This window comes from Ruegeria sp. BC8, assembly GCF_056535705.1.
The window spans coordinates 1686870-1704745 of sequence record NZ_JBQFIV010000001.1 but is presented as its reverse complement, the minus strand read 5'-3'; the positions used below and the strand labels follow the sequence as shown (position 1 = coordinate 1704745).

Genomic DNA, 17876 nt, shown 5'->3' with positions numbered 1-17876 from the left:
GGTGGGCTTAGCTGCTCATGTCATAGGCCCGTTCGCCGTGGACCGACAGGTCGAGCCCGTTCGTTTCGGTCTCGGCGTCTACGCGAAGCGGGGTGACAAGCGCAACCACTTTGATCAGCACAAACGTGACAACTGACGTAAAGACACCCACGATCACCAGCCCGCCCAACTGCGCGGTCCAGGCGCCCAAGCCGAAGACGGCGATCATGATGGTGCCGAAAATGCCGCCCACGCCATGCACGGCGAACACGTCCAGCGTATCGTCGATGTTCAACACGTTGCGGACCACGTTTACCGCCTCCTGGCACAGGATGCCGGCGACCGCGCCGATGATCAGCGCCTGAATAGGATCGACATAGCCCGAGGCCGGAGTGATCGAGGCCAGACCCGCGATGGTCCCGGTGACCAGACCGACCAGCGAGGCCTTACCGTATTTGATCCGCTCCCACAGCGCCCAGCTGAGCGATGCGGTGGCGGCCGAGATATGCGTGACCGTCAGCGCCATGGCCGCGCCGCCATCGGCGGCCAGTTGCGAGCCGCCGTTGAATCCGAACCAGCCGACCCACAGCATCGCGGCCCCGATCATGACGTATCCGGGGTTGTGCGGCGGGGTGGTGCGGTTCTTGCGCGGCCCCAGGACCCACGCGATGATCAGAGCGGCCAGACCAGCAGTTTCGTGCACCACGATGCCACCGGCGAAATCGCGCACGCCGATTTCACCCAGAATGCCGCCATCGGTCAGGATGCCACCGCCCCAGATCCAATGCACCACCGGCGCATAGCACAGCAGCATCCAAAGGCCCGAAAAGACCAGCACGAAACCAAAGCCCACGCGTTCCACATAGGCGCCGACGATCAGGGCCGGGGTGATGATGGCAAAGGTCATCTGGAAGGCAAAGAACAGCACCTCGGGCAGGGTGCCCGACAGGCTGTCGGCATCAACGCCGTTCAGAAACGCCTTGCCCAGCCCGCCCCACAGGCCTGAACCGCCGTCACCGAAGGCGATCGAATACCCGGCGACCAGCCACAGGATGCTCATCAAGCAGGCGATCGCGAAGCAGTGCATGAAAACGCTCAGCACGTTGCGGGCGCGCACCAGCCCGCCATAGAACAGGGCCAGGCCCGGCAAAGTCATGAACAGGACCAGCGCCGTCGCGACGATGATCCAGGCGGTATCGGCTCCGTTCATTGGGCCGTTCTCCTCTTTCCTGAAGCTGCGCCAAGGGGCGCGGTGTGAGTGACGTGCCGTGGGTTCAACCGAACGGCGGCCGAGGAAAAAAGAGGCAGGGTGCGAAAAAGGTGCCTGTTTTGGCGTCCTTTTTCCAAGTGGTGACAAAAAGTGCGCCGTATCCGGGCAGGTGCCAAAAATTTAGGCGAGTTCGGAAAGGCCGTTTTCCAGCAGTTTCAGCGCATGATCTCGCGCCGCGCGTCGGACATTGGCGCGGCCTGCGGCGCCGAACTCGACGGTTTCGGTCAGGGTGGGGCGGCCTGTGACGGCAAGGCCGAAACAGACCCGGCCCTCGGGCTTGAACTCGGACCCGCCGGGCCCCGCGATGCCGGTGATCGAGACCGCAAGCTGCGCCTGGGAATGCGCCAGCGCACCCTCGGCCATTTCGCGGGCGACCTCTTCAGAAACGGCACCATGGGCCGCCAGCGTCTCGGCACGCACGCCCAGCATGTCCTGCTTGGCGGCGTTGGTATAGGTGACGAAGCCTCGGTCAACCACGGCCGAACTGCCGGGAATGTCGGTCAGCGCGGCGGCGACCATGCCGCCCGTGCAACTTTCGGCGGTGGCGATCATGACCTTCAGCGCCTTGGCGCGGTCGAGCAGTTTGGCGACGGTCATAGGCCCAGTACTCCATGTGCGATCCCGGCCAGGATCAAAACGCCCACGGCCGCGAACACGCCTGCAATCACGTCGTCCAGCATTACGCCCAAGGGGTCGCCGCGCCGGTCGGCCCAGCCGACGGGGCCGGGCTTGGTGATGTCGAACAGGCGGAACAGCAAGAACGCGGCGATCCAGCCCGGCCACAGGGCGGTGACCGCGATGTCATGCGCCCAGGCGGGATAGGACACGGCCCAAATGGCGATGAATTGGCCCGCGACCTCGTCGATGACGATCTCCGAAGGGTCGTGATCGTCCTGCCCGGCAGTCATGACGCCCGTGGCCCACGTGCCGGCCGCAAAAACGGCGACGGTTGCGACGGCCAGCAGCGGGAAGCCGCCCAGCAGGTGCAGCGCCAAGGCCAAAGGCAGGGCGGCCAGCGAACCCCAGGTGCCGGGGGCAGGGCGAAGGTAACCGATCCCGCCGACGGTTCCGATCAGGCGCGCCAGGGTCATGGTTTCACCAGACTGGCGGTCGCGATAGCGGCGATGCCTTCCTTGCGGCCGGTAAAGCCCAGCCGCTCGGACGTGGTGGCCTTGATTGACACGCGGTCGGCCTCCAGCTCCATGATTTCGCTAATTTTCTGCCGCATCGCCGCAGCGTGCGGGCCGATCTTGGGGTATTCGCAGACCAGCGTGCAGTCGATGTTCGAGATGCGAAAGCCCATGCGCGTGGCCAGATCCACCGCATGGCGCAGAAATATCTCGCTGGCGGCGCCCTTCCATTGCGGGTCGGATGGGGGGAAGTGCTGACCGATATCGCCCTGCGCCAGCGCGCCATAGATCGCGTCGGTGACGGCGTGCATGCCCACATCCGCGTCGGAATGGCCCTGCAGCCCCCGATCATGCGGGACCTCGACGCCGCACAGGATCACGTGATCGCCCGGCCCGAACCGGTGCACGTCATATCCGTTGCCCAGCCTTACATCCATGTCTGACCTCAATATCCTTTCGGCCCGGGCAAAATCCTCGGGCCGTGTGATTTTCAGATTGTCCGCGTCGCCCGGCACGATGGCCACGTTGATCCCGGCGGCGCGGGCAACCTCGACATCGTCGGCGGCCCCACCGGGATGCGCGGCATGCGCGGCGACGATGGCGTCATAGCGGAACCCCTGCGGCGTCTGCGCGGCATACAGGCCCGCGCGATCTCGGGTGCCGGTAACTTGGTCGTCGGCCCCGGTCCACAGCGCATCGGTGACCGGCAGCCCCGGCGCCGCAGCGGCGTGGGTGTCGAGGGCCGCCAGCACGTCACCAATGACCCGCGCGCTGACACAGGGCCGGGCGACGTCATGGATCAGAACCTTGCTGACGCCGCGGTCGGCCAGCGCCTGCAACCCGTTGCGCACGGATTCGGCTCGGTCGGCGCCGCCGGGCGCAAGGATCAGGCCGCTGTCGGCGAATTCCGTCCAGGCCTCGGGGTCGTCGGGGGACAGGACCAGCACGACCAGCGGGACCTGCGCCTTGATCCGTTCGATCGTCCAGTCGGCCACACGCCGCCCGGCCAAGGGGCGCCACTGCTTGGGCTGGCCTCCTCCGGCGCGCAGGCCGCGCCCGGCGGCGACGATGATGGCGGCGGTTGTCATGTTTGAATTTCCGACCTTCGTTTGGCTTCCGTGTTTAGGCGGCGGTGAAAGCAGAGGCAATCACTCGCGGTAAGCTGATTAAAAAATAGGCATATGATGATTTTGCGGGCTTGTTGGTCGCGGATTTGTTGTTCATACGCCCCGTATTCGATATGAAAACCGCAATTGCTCAAGGATTAGGCACGTTGACGCTGCGCATTGCCGAGAAAACTTTGACCCCGCCGGTTCTGCTGGCGCCGATGGCCGGAATCACCGACCGGCCGTTTCGCGACCTCGTCATGCGGTTCGGCGCCGGCATGGTGGTCAGCGAGATGGTCGCCAGCCAAGAGATGGTGCAGGCCAAGCCCGGCGTGCGCGAACGGGCCGAGTTGTCGGCGGATGTGGAAAACACCGCCGTACAGCTCGCCGGGCGCGACGCCTATTGGATGGCCGAGGCCGCGCGGCAGGTTGCCGACCGGGGTGCGCGGGTGATCGACATCAATATGGGCTGCCCGGCCAAGAAGGTGACGAACGGCTATTCCGGCTCGGCGCTGCTGAAGACGCCCGACCACGCCCTGACCCTGATCGATGCGGTCGTGGACGCAGTGGACGTTCCGGTGACGCTCAAGACCCGGCTGGGGTGGGACGACACGCTGCTGAACGCGCCGGACGTGGCGCGGCGGGCGCAGGAGGCCGGCGTTCAGATGGTGACGATCCACGGGCGCACGCGCTGTCAGTTCTACAAGGGCGAGGCGGATTGGGCCGCGATCCGCGCGGTCAAGGATGCCGTCAGCATTCCGGTCGTGGCCAATGGCGATATCACCAGCCCCGAGCGTGCGCAGACAGCGCTAGGGCAGTCGGGCGCGGATGGCGTCATGGTGGGCCGTGGCGCGCAGGGCAAACCTTGGCTGCTGGCGCAGATCGCGCACGCGCTGTGGGAAACGCCGGCGCCAGAGGTTCCCGAGGGCGACGATCTGGCCGATATGGTGCGGGCGCATTACGAGGCGATGCTGGGGTTCTACGGCGCCGACCTGGGGCTGCGTGTCGCGCGCAAGCATCTGGGCTGGTACATGGACGAGGCCAGAACGCCGGCGTCCCTGCGCCGCGCGGTCCTGACCTCGCGCGATCCGGCCGAGGTTCTGCGGCTGATCGGCGACGCGTTGACGGAAAATTCCGAGGTGGCAGCATGATTTCGGATCAGGTCGTCTGGGCTTCGCTGCCGGTTCCCGCCTTCATCATCGACCCCGAGGATCGCATCGCGGATGTCAATTCCTCGGGTGAGGGGTTCCTGAACGCTTCGCGCAAATCGGTGGTCGGGCATCCGGTCTGGGACCAGATCGCCGTGGACGCGCCGCTGGAAGAGGCGTTCACGCGCGCCCGCGCGCAGGGCACGCCGTTGTTCGTGAATGACGTGGATGTGGGTTCGGGCAATCGCGCGCCGCTGCAATGCGCGCTGCAGATCGCGCCTCTGCTGGGGCATCCGGGGTCGATGATCATGATCGTCTCGCCGCGCGAACTGGCCACCCGCATGACTCGCGGCAACACGGTCAAATCGGCGGCGCAGTCGGCGATCGGCATGGCCGAGATGCTGGCGCATGAAATCAAGAACCCGCTGGCTGGGATCACCGGTGCTGCACAGTTGCTGAGCATGAATATCGGCCCGCAAGATCTTGAGTTGACAGACCTTATCGTGGCCGAGAGTCGCCGGATCGTGAAGCTGCTTGAGCAGGTCGAGCAGTTCGGAAACCTCTCGCGGCCCGAGTTCAAGCCGGTCAACATCCACGATGTTCTGGACCGCGCGCGCCGCTCGGCGCTGCTGGGCTTTGGCGCGGACATGACTATCATCGAGGACTACGACCCGTCGCTGCCATTGGCCTATGGTGATCCGGATCAGCTGTTGCAGGTGGTTCTGAACCTGCTCAAGAACGCGTCCGAGGCCGCCGGCCCCGAGGGCGGGACGATCCGCCTGCACACCTATTTCGAACATTCCTTCCGTCTGCGGCGCAGTGATGGCTCGGGTCACTCGTTGCCGTTGCAGATCGAGATCATCGACGATGGCCCGGGCCTGCCCGAGGACATCCGCGGCGATATTTTCGACCCGTTCGTTTCCGGCAAGGAAAACGGCACCGGCCTTGGCTTGGCGCTGGTCAGCAAGATCGTGTCCGACCACGACGGTTGGATCACGGCCGAGTCGGTGCCGGGGCGGACAGTCTTCCGGCTGTCGCTGCGCCGCGCGCCGCGCGAGGCAGGGCAGGACAAAGAATAATCAAGGAGAACACCAGATGGATGGCACGGTACTGGTTGCAGATGATGACAGAACGATCCGGACGGTTCTGACCCAGGCCCTGACGCGGGCGGGCTGCAAAGTGCATGCGACCTCGTCCCTGACGACGCTGATGCGTTGGGTCGGCGAGGGCAAGGGCGACGTGGTGATCTCGGACGTGGTCATGCCCGATGGCAACGGGTTGGAAATGCTGCCCAAAATCGCGCAGGACCGGCCGGGCCTGCCGGTGATCGTGATCTCGGCCCAGAACACGATCATGACGGCGATCCAGGCGGCCGAGGCGGATGCCTATGACTATCTGCCCAAACCGTTCGACCTGCCGGATCTGATGAAGCGCACCGCCCGGGCGCTGGACCGCAAGCAGCGGGTTCAGATCGAACCCGCGGACACATCCGAAGACCGCCCCGACGAGTTGCCATTGGTCGGTCGAACTCCGGTGATGCAAGCCCTGTACAGGTTGGTCGCCCGGGTCATGAACACCGATCTTTCGGTCATGATTTCCGGTGAAAGTGGCACGGGCAAGTCGTTGATTGCGAGGGCAATTCACGATTTCTCAGACCGGCGGACACTGCCCTTTGTGACTGCTACTGCAGCGGACCTGCGCGACTTGGAGGGTCCGGCCCGGGTCATGGCCCGGGTGCGCGGCGGTACCTTGCTGATCGACGAAATTGCAGACCTGGACGATGAAATCCAGGCCCGGATCGTGCGGATGATGGACACGCCCGGCGACCACGTTCCGCGCTTCATGGCGACCAGCCAGTCGGACCTGACCGAGGCGATGGAAAGCGGGCGGGTGCGGCAGGACCTTTATTACCGCCTCTGCGGTGCCACCATCCATGTGCCAGCCTTGCGCGAGCGGGTCGACGACATCCTGTTGCTGGCCGAGCATTTTCTGGCCCGCGAAGAACGCGAAAACGGCACAAAGCGGCGGTTGGGCCCTGACGCGATCGAGCTTGTGCGCCGGTATTCCTGGCCCGGCAACGTGCGCCAACTGGAAAACGCTATCCGGCGGCTGAGCCTGACAAGCCGATCCGACGAAATCACCAAGTCCGAGGTCGAGGCCGTCTTGGGCAGTCAGCCCGAGGCCGAACCACTGCTGAGCGGGAGCGAACGAGAGAAGCTGTCTTCGTCGGTTGCGCGGCATCTGCGGCGTTACTTCGACCTTCATGGAAACATGCTGCCGCCACCGGGTCTGTACCAGCGCATTCTGCGCGAGGTTGAGGCTCCGCTGATCGAAATCGCGCTGGATGCGACCGGAGGAAATCAGGCAAAATGTGCCGATTTGCTGGGGATCAACCGGAATACGCTGCGCAAAAAAATCACTGATCTCGATATTCAGGTGACACGTCGACGCAAACTGATGTAATCTCGCCACACAAACCGTGGCATCCGAGCACAGTCCCGGAAAAGACCACGACATATGGCGGTACGCCGCGAAAGCGGCACATCAGGATGAGGGCAGACGGTGGTATCCCGGGCACAGAAACGGCCGGTATTATCCCTGAATCGGTGGCGTAAGTCCCGGAAACTGCGCAATTTCGGCACATTGGGGCTGGTTGTGTTGGGGCCGGTGCTGACCCTTGCGACCTACCTTGTTATCGGGCCGTTTGATCTGGGTGCGAATGCGCCCACGCTTCGGCTGATTCTGCTTGCAGACCTTGTTTACATTCTGGTCGTTGCGGCCCTGGTTCTGGGGCAGTTGGGCAATCTGGTTGCGGCGCGCCGGGCCAAATCGGCGGGCTCTCGCCTGCACCTGAGGCTGATCGGGGCGTTCACGCTGTTGGCGCTGGTGCCCACGGTGACGGTGGCAATTTTTGCCGGTCTGACCGTGAACATCGGGCTTGAGGGATGGTTCTCGGACCGGGTCAGGCAGGTGGTCGGATCTTCGCTGACGGCGGCCGAGGCATATGAACAAGAGCACGAACAGGGTCTGACGCAGGATGCCTCGGTTCTTGCGCGGTTTCTGGACAATGCACGCAAGCTGGACTTCTACATCTCGGATGCCGAGCTGCGCGAGGTGCTGGCCCAGGGGCAGGCACAGATTCAGCGCGGACTGCGCGAAGCCTACGTGATTGACGGCAGTGGCGAAATCCGGGCCCGCGGAGACAGGTCTTATCTGTTCAACTACGAACCGCCGACACCCGAGCAGTTGGAGCAGGCCCGAGACGAGGGGCTGTTGATCATCGCGGACTGGCCCAACAACGAATTCCGGGCTCTGGTGCCGCTGCGAGCCTATCTGGACCGATATCTGTATGTCAGCCGCGCAGTAGATGGCCAGTTGTTGACCCTTTTGGATGACACCAAGGAAACCGCGCAGTTTTATCAACAGTTGGAAAACGAACGGGGCAGGGTGCTGTTCGAGTTCGGGCTGTTGTATCTGGGGTTCGCGGTAATCCTCATCTTGGCGGCCGTTTCGCTGGGCATGTGGTTCGCCGAGCGGCTCTCGCGCCCGGTTGGTCGTCTGACCACGGCCGCGCAGCGGGTCGGGGCCGGTGATCTGGACGTGCAGGTCATCGAGGAGGCCAGCGACGACGAAATCGCCATGCTGGGGCGGTATTTCAACCAGATGACTCGGCAATTGAAGGCGCAGCGGGGTACGCTGCTGGAAAACACCCGCCAGATCGAAAGCCGCCGCCGGTTGTTCGACTCGGTGCTCAGTTCGGTGACTTCGGGCGTTGTCGGGGTGGATCCGGATGGTCAGGTGACATTCGTCAACCGCTCGGCCGAGCGCTTGCTTGACTGGAAAGGCCATGAGCAACAACTGGCTATCGGCATCGCCGTGCCCGAGTTCCTGCCTTTGTTCGAAGCGCTGAAAGAAGGCAACCAGGAAGCAATTCAGGACGAAATCAAGGTCACCCGCAAGGGACAGTTGGAAAACCTGCTGGTCCGGATGGCGACCCGACGCGGCGAGGACGGCAGGCTGGAAGGTTACGTGGTCGCCTTTGACGACGTTACCGATCTGGTCAGTGCCCAGCGTATGGCGGCCTGGGGGGACGTAGCCCGCCGCATCGCGCATGAGATCAAGAACCCGCTGACCCCCATTCAGCTGAGCGCCGAACGCATCCGGCGGAAGTTTGCGCGGAAGCTGGATGAAGAGGACAGCGCCAGCCTGGAATCCATGACCGACGTGATCGTCCGTCAGACCAACGATCTGCGCCGGATCGTCGACGAGTTCTCGAAGTTCGCCCGTATGCCCGAGCCCGACCGGCACGAGGAAGACATCGCGGGCTTGGTGCGTGAGGCGGTTCTGCTGCAGCAGGCCGGTCAGCCGGGCGTTCAGATCGATGCGGAGATCCCGGACCAGCCAGTATTGGCTGATGTGGACGCGACGATGTTGAACCAAGCGCTCACGAATCTGATCAAGAACGCCGGCGAAGCGATCGAAACCCTGAAAAAGAAGGGCCCGCCCGACAACCTCAGCCCGCAGATCAAGGTGCGCCTGTCCACGGATGACGACGGAACACTGATCACCATCGCGGACAACGGCATCGGGCTGCCGGAAGACCGGGCGCGGCTGTTCGAGCCCTATGTGACGACGCGCGACGAAGGGACTGGCCTGGGCCTTCCCATCGTCAAGAAAATTATTGAAGAACACGGCGGCACGCTGACCCTTGAGGATGCGCCCGTGTTCGACGGACAGGACCATTTTGGCGCAATGGCCGTGATCCGGTTGCCGAAGGCCAACACGGCCCCGGTCGCAGCGCCGCAAAAGCAGGCAATTAAATCCAAGACACTGAAAGCAGGCCAAAGATGAGCGACATTCTGATCGTAGATGACGAGCGCGATATTCGCGAACTGGTGTCCGACATTCTGGAGGACGAAGGATATTCCACCCGGCTGGCCGGCAACTCGGACGAGTGCATGGCTGCGATCAACGCGGAACCACCCGGGCTGTTGATCCTGGACATCTGGCTCAAGGACAGCCGCATGGATGGGATCGACATTCTGAAGGCGGTCAAACGCGACAATCCGGATGTTCCGGTGGTGATCATATCGGGGCACGGAAATATCGAAATCGCCGTCGCTGCGATCAAGCAGGGGGCATATGATTTTATCGAAAAACCCTTCAACATCGATCAGTTGATGGTGGTGATCCGCCGCGCGATGGAAACGTCGCGCCTTCGTCGCGAGAATGCCTCGCTCAAGCGCAAGGAAGTCAGCAATTCCGATATGATCGGCAAGTCGGCTGCGTTCCGCGCGATGCTGAGCCAGTTGGACAAGGTGACCAAATCCAACGGTCGGGTCATGCTGCGCGGTCCCGCCGGATCGGGCAAGGAAATCGCCGCGCGCTACATTCATGCGCACTCGAACCGGGCGAACGCGCCCTTTGTCACGGTCAACTGCGCCGGCGTCGAGCCCGAGCGCATGGAAGAAGTTCTGTTCGGCCGTGAATCCGCCGAGCGTGGCGTTGAATCCGGTCTGCTCGAACAGGCCCATGGCGGTGTGGTCTATTTCGACGAGGTTGCCGACATGCCGTTGGGCACGCAGTCCAAGATCTTGCGCGTTCTCGTTGATCAGCAGTTTCAGCGGGTGGGTGGCTCGGACAACGTGCGTGTCGATCTGCGGGTGATCTCTTCCACCAACCGCGACCTTGAATCCGAGATTGCCGCGGACCGGTTCCGCGAAGAGCTGTATCACCGCCTCAATGTCGTCCCGATCGCAGTGCCGTCTTTGGAAGAACGGCGCGAGGATATTCCTGTTCTCGCCAAGCATTTCATCGAGATGTGCAACGAAACCCAGGGCCTCCCTGTGCGCGAGTTGTCGGAAGAGGCCGTGGCCCTGCTGCAGACGATGAGTTGGCCCGGCAACGTGCGCCAGTTGAAGAACCTGGTCGAGCGGGTCTTGATCCTTGGTGATGGCACCGGACCGATCGAAGCGCGGGAATTGCCGAATGAGGAGGAAAAGGCCGACGATTCCGGCCGGGTCGTGCTGTCGGGCGCTCTGGCAACGCTGCCACTGCGCGAGGCACGAGAGGCGTTCGAGCGTGAGTATCTGCTGACCCAGATCAATCGCTTTGGCGGCAATATCAGCCGCACGGCCAGTTTCGTTGGAATGGAACGCAGCGCCTTGCACCGCAAGCTGAAATCGCTGGGTGTGGTGACGTCGAACAAGTCGGGCGCGCGGGTGGCGCAACTGGACGAGCCTGAACCGGCGGAATAGGGGCCGGCCATACAGGCAGGACGACGGGAGGCGCCCGGCCATGACGCTATCGATGATCCAGCAGGGATTTCCCGCCTTTGGTCGTCGTCTCAAACGGCTTCGGCGGGCCACCGGGATGAAGCAGTCGGCGCTTGCACATGTGATGCGCGTCGATCAGGCCACGGTGTCGCGCTGGGAAAACGGGGTACAGACCCCAAGCCCTGAACAACAAGCTGCGGTTTTCTCGGCGCTTTCGGATCACCGCGCCGACGATGCAGCACTGAAGCGGCTTGTCGGCAGTTCGCAAGCCTGTCTGCATCTGGTGGACGAAGCGAGCCATGTTTGTCTGGCCTATTCACCCAGCCGCGCACGGGATTGGTCAACCAGCCAGCACTCGTTGTTGGGGGTGTCGCTGTGGCAGTTTGCGACCGACGAGATCCGCCAGGCCGAAATGGAGCTGACGGACGAGGGTTGGTGGGACCTGCAGGTGCCAAATCCCAAAGCATTCATTACTTCTCAGGCCGTGCACGACCAGATCACCATCAGCGCAGGCCAAATCGTATGGGAGCGGCTGTATCTGGCCGATGGAACTCCAGTGCGCCTTGTCAGCGGCACGCGCGTACGCGCCGCATAATATATGCGTTCACCTCGCCGGAGGCCGAGGGTAGAACGCGGGTGTGAATCAATCTTTTCGCATATTCCTGCAGGTGATCCTGTTATGGGTGGCCGGACTGGGCGCGGCCACGCAGTTCGCCAAGATCGCCGTTGCCTTCGACGCGGTCGGTGCATTGTACCCAGGCTATGGGGATTCGATCGGCTGGTTGTTGTCGATCATCAGTTTGATGGGCGCCGTGTTGGGGGCCATGTCAGGCGCCATTACCGCGCAGTTCGGACCGGTCCGCCTGCTGGTGTTCGGTTTGCTGCTGGGCGGCGTTGTATCGGTGTTCCAGTCCACCATGCCCGGTTTTCAAGTGATGCTGGCCAGCCGGATCATCGAGGGCGTTTCGCATCTGGCGATCGTGGTTGCCGCTCCAACGCTGATCGCACAGATCACACGCGGAGCCTCGCGCAATGCCGCCATGGTGTTGTGGAGTTCTTTCTTTGGAGTTGCCTTTGCGCTGAACGCTTGGTTCGGTCTTCCGTTGATCCAGCGTTTTGGATTGGCGGATTTCTTCATGGGCCACGGGTTCCTGATGGCGCTGATTGCTGGACTGGTCGCCGTGTTTCCGCCAAAGGTTCCACCCATCGCGACGGAACGGCATGGGTGGGGGCTGGGATCCATCCTGCAGACGCATCTAGAAACCTACCGCTCGCCCCGCATGGCAGCACCGGCGATCGGATGGTTCTTCTACACTCTGACCTTCGTGTCGTTGCTGGCGATCCTACCCGGCCGTATGCCCGAGGATCAGTCGATTCTTGTAGCCAGTCTGATGCCGCTGGCAGGTATCGTGCTGTCGTGGGTCGCGGTGCCCGTGCTCTTGATGTTCCTGACCGCGGTCACGGTTGTAAATCTTGGTTTTGCGGCCGGGATGGTTGCCTTGGCTCTGCTGTTTTTTGGAGCGCCTCTGCCCGTTGTCGGCATTGCGCTGTTTGCGGTGTTGGGCCTGGTGCAGGGCGGTAGTTTCGCGGCGGTTCCTCAACTGAATGGCTCGGCCCGGGATCAGGCGCTGAGCTATGGGGCGATGGCGCAGATGGGAAATGCGGGCAACCTGCTGGGCACACCTGTTCTGCTTGCAATCCTTTGGCGTGCCGGAGAGGGCTCGATGTTCGTGGCTGTACTTGTATTCTATGCAGCCGCCATCGCAGCACATCTGTTCCTGTCACTCCGCCGGCGATCGTCACCCGACGATCTGGGCTGAGGTCAGTCGGTCAGCCCGGCAACCCCGGCGTGATGATCTGGAATGACCCGTCGTCGAATTTGACGAAACAAGAGGCCGTGCCCAATGGTGGCAGGACGGTTGTTCGGGTCGGCGGAACGCCCGATTTGACCGACTGTTTGCAGGGCGGCAGGCTGATGGGGCGGTATCCCTTCTTGGCCATGCACTGCGCCTCGACCGTGTTTCGCAGCCCCTGATTTACATCTACGGTGTAAACGCGGCCCGGCTCCCACCATCCTCCGGTGCGGTAGCATCGCCCGCGCCCGTCGCAATAGGTGCGGCCCGGCCAATAGGTGGGGGGGCTTTGGCGCACCTGGTTTGCAACCGGTGCATCCTTCAGCGCCTGCACTTGGCATTCGGTCGTTTCGGCCTGCATCCGCGAGACGCTTTCGCCTTCGCGATAATACATAGACAACGGCCCGCATCCGGCCAGCAGGGCAAGGGGAACAAGCAATCGAAGCACTGTTTTCATTCGCTTATCTTGCATCACACAGGCCGTCATGACAATTCGATTGACCGCTCTGTGGGCATCTGTCATTCAAAACGCTCAGGCAGAAAGGCCAAAGGCATGAAGGTCATCATTTGTGGCGCCGGCCAGGTGGGCTGGCAGATTGCTCGGCACCTTTCGGGCGAGTTGAATGACGTCACCGTTGTGGACAACAACCCTGACCTGGTACGCCGGGCGACCGAGACGCTGGACGTTCAGGGCATCGCCGGCTTTGCCAGCTATCCCGACGTGCTCGAGCGGGCCGGAGCCCGTGACGCCGACATGATCATCGCCGCGACCCATTCTGACGAGGTGAACATGGTCACCTGCCAGATGGCGCACTCGGTGTTCTCGATCCAGCGCAAGATCGCGCGGTTGCGGTCGAAATCCTACCTCGAAGCGATCCATCGCGACCTGTACCGCCGCGACCATCTTCCGATCGACGTGGTGATCAGCCCCGAACGTGAAGTGGCCGCCGCAGCCATGCGCCGCCTGTCGGCGCCTGCGGCTTTTGACACGGAACTGTTCATGGATGGCAAGGCGCAGCTTCTGGGTATTCGGATCGCCGAGGATTGCCCGATCGTCAACACGCCCTTGCGCCAACTGACAGACCTTTTTTCAACGCTCAGCGCCATCGTGGTGGGTATTCGCCGCGACGGAACACTGTTCGCGCCGGAATCCGAGGACCAATTGTTCGTCGGTGACGAATGCTATGTCTTTACCATCGTTCAAGACGTTGATCGTACGATGGAAGTCTTTGGTAAATCACAGAAAAAGCAGGATCGTGTGGTTATCGTGGGCGGCGGAAACGTCGGCCTCGAAGTCGCCCGGACGCTGGAAGAACGCGAGGGTCGCATCCGTGCAAAGGTTATCGAGCGTGACCGGAGCTGTGCGGAACTGGCCGCCGAGTCGCTGGAGCGTACGATCGTTCTGAACGGTGACGGTCTGGATTCCGCGCTGTTGAGCGAAGCGGGGATCGAGCGCGCGGACGCGATGCTGGCCGTCACCGATGATGATCGGACCAACATGCTGGCTGCGGTACGGGCCAAGGCCGAAGGTTGTCCGCTGGCGATTGCGCTGATCAACGACCCCAGCATGGTGGCCTTGATGGGGCCATTGGGGATTGACGCCTATATCAACCCGCGGGCCACGACCGTCAGTTCGATCCTTCGCCATATCCGGCATGGCCGGGTGCGACAGGTCTATTCGATCGGCGATGCCGAGGCCGAAGTGATCGAGGCCGAAGTGCTGTCGACCTCGCCAATGGCCGGGCAGAAACTGCGCGACATCGACTTTCCCGAAGGCGTCCTGGTCGGCGCGGTGCGCAAGGGCGACGAGGTCCTGCGGCCCACTGGCAGTCTGCGGATTGACGAAAAGGACGTGGTTGCGATTTTTGCAATGGCCAATGATGTACCCGAGGTCGAACGCCTGATGCAGGTTTCGATCGACTTTTTCTGATGGCTGTCGCCCGCGCACCCAAAATCAGCGTAATTCGGCGGCTGCCGCTGTTTCTGTTGATCTCGGCGGTTGTGTCCTTGGCGATGTGGATCCCGGCGATCTACGCCCTTGCCTTGGATGACCATCCAACGTCGCGGTCGTTCTTCTATTCGGGTTTGGTCGGGCTGTTCCTGGTTACGATCGTAGGTCTGGCGACGGCCAGCCGGCAACCGCGGCGCGGAACCTTGGGGCAGTTGGCGGTCCTGCTGGGCTCGTTGACGGTATTGCCGTTGTTTCTGGCCGTTCCGGTCCATGACGCGTTGGGGAACACGACCTTTCTGAACGCCTATTTTGACATGGTCAGCGCCATCACCACCACCGGAGCGGACCTGTTTCCCGACCCCGAGCGCCTGTCGGCGCCGGTTCACCTGTGGCGGGCACTCGTCGGCTGGATGGGTGGGCTGCTGATGTGGATCTCGGCGGCTGCGATCCTGGCGCCTCTGTCGTTGGGCGGGTTCGAGATTACCGCGCGCGGACAGCCGGGCCGCCCGGTTTCCGGCGTAGCCCAGAGCGAAAAGGTTGACCCGCGGGGGCGACTGCTCCGTGTGACGGCGACATTGACCCCGGTTTACGCCAGCCTCACAGCGGTAATCTGGGTCTTGCTGTTGATCGCCGGAGAAAAGGGCCTGACGGCCATCTGCCACGCAATGTCGGTGATGGCCACGTCCGGCATATCGCCAGTGGGCGGGTTGGAAGGGTCCACCGCCGGGATCACCGGCGAGGCCATCCTGTTTCTGTTCCTGTTCTTTGCCTTGTCCCGCCTGACGTTTTCAAAGGACACCGCAACAACGGGCTATTCCCGGCTGGACCACGATCCGGAATTCCGGATCGGCCTGATGATCGTCGTCGGCGTGGCGGCACTGTTGGTCTTCCGAGTGCTGGCGGGGGTTGCCGAGATCGGCGGGCAGGTGACGGGCCTGCAAACGCTGAACGTCATCTGGGGCATGTTGTTCACGGTGATGTCGTTCCTGACGACGGCCGGGTTCGAAAGCGCTTATTGGAACGACGCGCAACAGTTGTCCGGCCTGGGCACACCGGGGCTTGTGTTGATGGGGCTTGCGCTTATCGGGGGCGGGGTCGCCACCACCGCCGGCGGGGTCAAGCTGTTGCGGGTCTATGCGCTTTACCTGAATGGCGCGCGTGAACTGGACAGGCTGATCCACCCGTCATCGGTCAGCGGGGCGGGCGGTGGCAACCGCCGCATCCAAAGCCAGGGTGCCTTCATCGCGTGGGTCTTTCTGATGATGTTCGCGCTGACGCTTGCGTTGCTTGATGTCGTTCTCGCTGCCGAGGGGGTTGGGTTTGAACGCGCCATGGTGCTGAGCGTCGCGGTGCTGAGCACGACCGGTCCGTTGATCGAACTGGCCACCGATCTGCCGATCCGTCTGATCGATCTGTCGGCCGGAGCCAAGCTGACCATGTGCGCCGGCATGGTAATCGGCCGGCTAGAGACTCTGGCGATCATCGCGTTGATCACTCCGGCCCTGTGGCGGGATTGAACCGCCAATTCGAGCCTTCACGTTACTGCCTGATTTTTCATCTGGAATATCTCTGCGCGTCACTCCATACTCGCGCGGAGGGAGCGCGTTGGTCCGCAGCGCGTAAGCAAGAACAACGGCGAGATAACAAAATATGGCTTCGGACAGACAGAATCTTCAGGATGCCTTCCTGAACAATGTACGGAAAGCAAAGGTTCCCGTTACAATTTTCCTGATCAACGGTGTGAAATTGCAGGGTGTCATCACCTGGTTCGACAATTTTTGCGTATTGTTGCGCCGCGACGGACAGTCGCAGCTTGTCTACAAGCACGCGATCTCGACCATCATGCCGTCGCAGCCGATCAACCTGTATGAGGGCGAAGACGCCTCTTGATGGAACATGACCGGAGGCGCACTCGGGCTTGGGTGCTGCATCCCGATATCAAGTCAGATGACCAGCGCCGCGACCCCGTTCCGGCGTTGGAAGAGGCGGTGGCACTGGCTGCCGCTTTGCCCGATCTGGATGTGATCGGGTCGGAAATCGTGCGCCTGCCGCGGGCGCAGCCCGGCCTGCTGTTCGGCAGCGGCAAGATCGAGGAGCTAGGCGCGCGTTTTGCTGAAAACGAGATCGAGCTGGTTCTGATCGACGGGCCGGTCACCCCGGTTCAGCAGCGCAACTTGGAAAAGGCGTGGAAGGTCAAGATCCTCGACCGGACGGGGTTGATTCTGGAAATCTTCTCGGACCGCGCCCGCACGCGCGAGGGTGTGCTGCAGGTCGAGATGGCCGCGCTGAGCTATCAGCGGACGCGGCTGGTGCGAGCCTGGACCCACCTGGAACGTCAGCGCGGTGGGCTGGGCTTTGTCGGCGGACCGGGGGAAACCCAGATCGAGGCCGACCGGCGTGCGATCGACGATCAATTGGTGCGCTTGCGTCGCCAGTTGCAGAAGGTCGTGAAGACACGGACGCTCCACCGGGCCGCGCGGGCCAAGGTGCCCTATCCGATCGTGGCGCTGGTGGGCTACACAAACGCGGGCAAATCCACGCTGTTCAATCGCCTGACCGGGGCTGAAGTCATGGCCAAGGACATGCTGTTTGCCACGCTGGACCCGACCATGCGCCGGATCGAACTGCCCGACGGACCCGAGGTGATCCTGTCAGACACGGTGGGTTTCATCTCGAACCTGCCGACCGAACTGGTCGCGGCCTTCCGCGCCACGCTCGAGGAGGTTCTGGCCGCCGACCTGATCGTGCATGTGCGCGACATCAGCCATGCCGAGACCGAAGAGCAGGCCGAGGATGTGCGCACGATCATGGCCTCGCTGGGTGTGGACGATACCCGCCCTCAGCTTGAAGTCTGGAACAAGATCGACCTGCTGTCCGATGAGGACCGCGATGCCGTGCAGGCCCGGGCCGAGCGCGATCCGGCGGTGTTCCCGATATCGGCCGTGACCGGCGAGGGGATCGACCCGCTGTTGACCGAGATCGCCACGATCCTGCAGGGCGTGCGCCGGGAAGAGGTTTTGAAGCTGGGCTTTGCCGACGGCGACAAACGCGCCTGGCTGTTCCGTCAGGACGTGGTGCGCGATGAAAAACAGACCGAGGACGGGTTCGAGATCACCGTTCTGTGGACCGACAAGCAGGCCAATCAGTTCGCGGGCCTCTGACGA

Annotated in this window: 16 protein-coding genes; 11 read left to right on the top strand and 5 right to left on the bottom strand. The window is 62.7% G+C overall.

Features of this window, described 5'->3' with window-relative positions:
* Positions 1 to 7 precede the first annotated feature (7 nt).
* The 4 genes from ACR3EK_RS08610 to ACR3EK_RS08595 form a co-directional block, all read right to left on the bottom strand.
* Positions 8 to 1189 (bottom strand): ammonium transporter, encoded by a 1182-nt coding sequence (locus ACR3EK_RS08610; RefSeq protein ID WP_480633163.1) that lies wholly within the window; start codon positions 1187 to 1189, stop codon positions 8 to 10.
* A 180-nt stretch (positions 1190 to 1369) separates the two neighbouring features.
* A complete protein-coding gene (locus ACR3EK_RS08605) occupies positions 1370 to 1846 on the bottom strand; it encodes a CinA family protein (RefSeq protein ID WP_480633162.1) in 477 nt (158 codons plus the stop codon).
* Positions 1843 to 2340: a phosphatidylglycerophosphatase A family protein gene (locus tag ACR3EK_RS08600; protein ID WP_170366100.1), complete on the bottom strand. Its 498-nt coding sequence runs from the start codon at positions 2338 to 2340 to the stop codon at positions 1843 to 1845. The genes ACR3EK_RS08605 and ACR3EK_RS08600 overlap by 4 nt, the downstream gene beginning before the upstream one ends.
* Positions 2337 to 3467 carry a bifunctional 2-C-methyl-D-erythritol 4-phosphate cytidylyltransferase/2-C-methyl-D-erythritol 2,4-cyclodiphosphate synthase gene (locus tag ACR3EK_RS08595; RefSeq protein WP_480633161.1) on the bottom strand — a complete coding sequence of 377 codons (1131 nt, stop codon included), beginning with the start codon at positions 3465 to 3467 and terminating at the stop codon, positions 2337 to 2339. The genes ACR3EK_RS08600 and ACR3EK_RS08595 overlap by 4 nt, the downstream gene beginning before the upstream one ends.
* 152 nt (positions 3468 to 3619) lie before the next feature.
* Between ACR3EK_RS08595 and dusB the strand changes: the two genes are divergently transcribed.
* The 7 genes from dusB (at position 3620) to ACR3EK_RS08560 (ending at position 12728) form a co-directional block, all read left to right on the top strand.
* The gene (gene dusB, locus ACR3EK_RS08590; RefSeq protein WP_480633160.1) at positions 3620 to 4636 is read left to right on the top strand and encodes a tRNA dihydrouridine synthase DusB; all 1017 of its coding nucleotides are present in this window, start codon (positions 3620 to 3622) and stop codon (positions 4634 to 4636) included.
* The gene (locus tag ACR3EK_RS08585) at positions 4633 to 5712 is read left to right on the top strand and encodes a two-component system sensor histidine kinase NtrB (RefSeq protein WP_480633159.1); all 1080 of its coding nucleotides are present in this window, start codon (positions 4633 to 4635) and stop codon (positions 5710 to 5712) included. Before dusB ends, ACR3EK_RS08585 begins: the two co-directional genes overlap by 4 nt.
* Positions 5713 to 5728: 16 nt before the next feature.
* Entirely contained in the window at positions 5729 to 7096 is a 1368-nt protein-coding gene (locus tag ACR3EK_RS08580; protein WP_170338872.1) for a response regulator, read from the top strand.
* Between the two features lie 99 nt (positions 7097 to 7195).
* Positions 7196 to 9484: a sensor histidine kinase NtrY-like gene (locus ACR3EK_RS08575; protein WP_480633158.1), complete on the top strand. Its 2289-nt coding sequence runs from the start codon at positions 7196 to 7198 to the stop codon at positions 9482 to 9484.
* The gene (gene ntrX, locus ACR3EK_RS08570; protein WP_093962238.1) at positions 9481 to 10890 is read left to right on the top strand and encodes a nitrogen assimilation response regulator NtrX; all 1410 of its coding nucleotides are present in this window, start codon (positions 9481 to 9483) and stop codon (positions 10888 to 10890) included. Before ACR3EK_RS08575 ends, ntrX begins: the two co-directional genes overlap by 4 nt.
* Positions 10891 to 10930: 40 nt before the next feature.
* On the top strand, positions 10931 to 11503 hold the full coding sequence (locus ACR3EK_RS08565; protein ID WP_480633157.1) for a helix-turn-helix domain-containing protein: 573 nt from the start codon (positions 10931 to 10933) through the stop codon (positions 11501 to 11503).
* Positions 11504 to 11546: 43 nt separating this feature from the next.
* Positions 11547 to 12728 (top strand): MFS transporter, encoded by a 1182-nt coding sequence (locus tag ACR3EK_RS08560; RefSeq protein ID WP_480633156.1) that lies wholly within the window; start codon positions 11547 to 11549, stop codon positions 12726 to 12728.
* 10 nt (positions 12729 to 12738) lie between these two features.
* Here ACR3EK_RS08560 and ACR3EK_RS08555 read toward each other — a convergent pair whose 3' ends face one another.
* Entirely contained in the window at positions 12739 to 13218 is a 480-nt protein-coding gene (locus tag ACR3EK_RS08555) for a hypothetical protein (RefSeq protein ID WP_093962235.1), read from the bottom strand.
* 96 nt (positions 13219 to 13314) lie between these two features.
* Between ACR3EK_RS08555 and trkA the strand changes: the two genes are divergently transcribed.
* The 4 genes from trkA (at position 13315) to hflX (ending at position 17873) form a co-directional block, all read left to right on the top strand.
* Positions 13315 to 14691: a Trk system potassium transporter TrkA gene (gene trkA, locus ACR3EK_RS08550; RefSeq protein ID WP_480633155.1), complete on the top strand. Its 1377-nt coding sequence runs from the start codon at positions 13315 to 13317 to the stop codon at positions 14689 to 14691.
* Positions 14691 to 16229: a TrkH family potassium uptake protein gene (locus tag ACR3EK_RS08545; RefSeq protein ID WP_170418554.1), complete on the top strand. Its 1539-nt coding sequence runs from the start codon at positions 14691 to 14693 to the stop codon at positions 16227 to 16229. The genes trkA and ACR3EK_RS08545 overlap by 1 nt, the downstream gene beginning before the upstream one ends.
* Positions 16230 to 16362: 133 nt before the next feature.
* Positions 16363 to 16602 carry an RNA chaperone Hfq gene (gene hfq, locus ACR3EK_RS08540; protein WP_005982826.1) on the top strand — a complete coding sequence of 80 codons (240 nt, stop codon included), beginning with the start codon at positions 16363 to 16365 and terminating at the stop codon, positions 16600 to 16602.
* A complete protein-coding gene (hflX, locus tag ACR3EK_RS08535) occupies positions 16602 to 17873 on the top strand; it encodes a GTPase HflX (protein WP_480633154.1) in 1272 nt (423 codons plus the stop codon). Before hfq ends, hflX begins: the two co-directional genes overlap by 1 nt.
* Positions 17874 to 17876 lie beyond the last annotated feature (3 nt).